General features: G+C 65.4%; 1 protein-coding gene and 1 pseudogene. One reads left to right on the top strand and one right to left on the bottom strand.

The features are described from left to right. Positions 1-27: 27 nt before the first annotated feature. Positions 28-402, bottom strand: coding sequence for a hypothetical protein (locus MXD62_RS27280; RefSeq protein WP_248832266.1), 375 nt, complete (start codon positions 400-402; stop codon positions 28-30). Positions 403-1,537: 1,135 nt separating this feature from the next. Between MXD62_RS27280 and MXD62_RS27275 the strand changes: the two are divergent. Beyond that, positions 1,538-2,289 (top strand): annotated as a pseudogene (locus MXD62_RS27275) (IS5 family transposase); the annotation flags it as partial. Positions 2,290-2,369 lie beyond the last annotated feature (80 nt).

Raw genomic sequence — 2,369 nt, 5'->3', positions numbered from 1 at the left:
GACTCATTGATCTCCTCCGTTCACGGATCAATTATCCCTCATAGGGATCACTGTCCGAAGAACGGGCCCCACCTCAAGTTCGTTACCGGTACGTCCGGCGGCGACGTTGAACGTCCCGTCTTTGATGGAGGCCGCGCCCGGGTAGATGGCCAGGTGCGCGACCGCATCGGTCTTGTTGGTGACTTCGATGTGTCGCTGGATGACGGCGCCGAGCCGCAGGTAGTCGACGATGTAGATGCGGGCTCGTGGGTCCTCTTCTGCGCCGGCCGGGGCGTCGAGTAGCCGGATGCCGATGCTTCCTGGTTTCGGATTGGCGGTCTGTGGGGGCGCGGCGAACGTGCTGGTGGTCGGGATGAGGGTCCCGGCCACCAGCACGGCGAGCGCGGTTAGAACACGTCGCACGGTGTGGGTCGTTTCGTTAGATGACCGAGTGCGTGACGACCGATGTGTAGGTACCGGCGGTGGCTGTCGGCGGGATGGTTGCGGTGATGGTGGGATTCCAGGTGGCCGTGTTGTCGCCTCCGCCCGGCCATGTCGGGTTGAGTACGACCGGGTTTTGTGGAGTCGTGGAGAGTGTCAGTGGAGTGGTGATCGTAAATTCACTGATGGGGATTATTGTGGAGGTGACGACGCCGGTGTCGTAGGACGCGGCGAGCGTGTGTGTTCCGTTCTGGAAAGGCGTTGCTGAGACCGAGGCGGTCCAGGATGCGGGGTCTGCGCTGCGGAGGTCCGTGACCGTAACCGCACCCAACTGGCCACTGAGTGACGGGGCGGATACCGCCCCTGTGGCGAGAGCTACTGTCCCGGTTGGTACGGTGATATCAAGGGTTCCGCTGGTCAGCTGGAATGTGGCCGTAGTGTCCCCGGTTTGTGCTGCGACGGCGGGTAGCGCGGTCACCGCAGCTAGGAAGACGGCCCCGACAAGGGCCGGAATAACCCTGCGCAAAATACACCTCACAGTGACGAGTGGCGAAAACGTGCTCGTTTTCGCAAAGGACCTGATCCGGTCGCGACTCGAAAAGATATCATCGTGAGTGATTCTTTAGAAGCGCTGCGTGATGCAGCTTGTCGTGGCGGCTTCCTCGCGTGCGCTGACACGGACGCATCCCGAAAGATCGACTGGTCTTGACCGCAGATCTTCCCGCGAGCCGGCCTTCCGCCCGTCTCGGCGACTCTCCAACGGTGCGCCTGCGGCTGGATGCAGAGTTTTCAGATGGAAGTATTGTGCCGAAATCAGCTCAGAAGCCGATACAGAAGTCTTTCCTGGCATGGTGCGTATGCTCCACCATTGTCACCGGGGATCACACTCGTGCCACCCGGCGGTGGCTCATGCGGTGCTACGGCCAACGCGACGCTCCGACGCGCCGAATGGGCGGCCGGTCCGACGCGCCGGTGGGGTGCCGACCGGAGGGAGGCGGGGCCCCGCCGCGCGCGGTCGGACCGGCCGGGGCCCCGTTCGGCGTGGCGCGTGCGGCGCCCTGGCCTCGATGAACGGGCTGGTCAGCGTGGGGGTTGCCGCCCCGAAGGGGCGGCCTTGATGACGGGTCGGGGTGAGGTCACGGACGCGGCGTGGGCGCGGATAGAGCCGTTGTTGCCCGCCCAGCCGGCACGCGGTGGCCGCTGGGCGGATCACCGCACAACGGTGAACGGGATCCTGTGGAAGATCCGCACCGGGGCGCCGTGGCGGGACCTCCCCGAGCGGTACGGGAAGTGGCAGACGGTCTATGACCGGTTCCGCCGCTGGTCACGGGATGGCACCTGGGACCGGCTGCACTCACAGGTCCAGGTCCGCGAAGACGCGGCTGGGAAGATCGAGTGGACGGTCAGCATCGATTCCACCGTGGTGCGTGCCCATCAGCACTCCGCCGGCGCCCGCCGTGCCCCCGCGAAAACTAAAAAGGGGAACGGCACATCAACACGGACCCTGAGGATGATCGACCGTCAGCGGCGAAAGAGACGATCGGCCGGTCCCGGGGCGGTCTGACCAGCAAGATTCATCTGGCGTGCGACGGTCGGGGCCGGCCGCTGTCGATCGTGCTGACCCCCGGGCAGGCCAGCGATGGCACCCATTTTGACCAGGTCATGGCTGGTATCCGGGTTCCGCGCCTGGGGCGAGGGCGGCCCCGTACCCGCCCTGACCGTCTCCTCGCAGACAAGGCCTACGCCAGCAAGAAGATCCGGGAGTCGCTGCGGGCGCGGGGTATCTCCCGCACGATCCCGGAGAAGAAAGATCACCAGGTGAACCGGCGCCGCCGCGGGTCCGCGGGCGGTCGCCCGCCCACGTTCGACGCTCTGAGGTGCTGCCCATTTCTCGGACACCGACGTAGACGGACTATACCAGCTTTATGCTGCTTCCTTCGCTTCGGTCC

Origin of the sequence: Frankia sp. Mgl5 (assembly GCF_023242985.1) — a bacterium.
In the GTDB taxonomy this organism is placed as follows: Bacteria; Actinomycetota; Actinomycetes; order Frankiales; family Frankiaceae; genus Parafrankia; species Parafrankia soli.
Note: the sequence above shows the minus strand (reverse complement) of the source record. Positions and strands in the feature narration are given on the sequence as shown.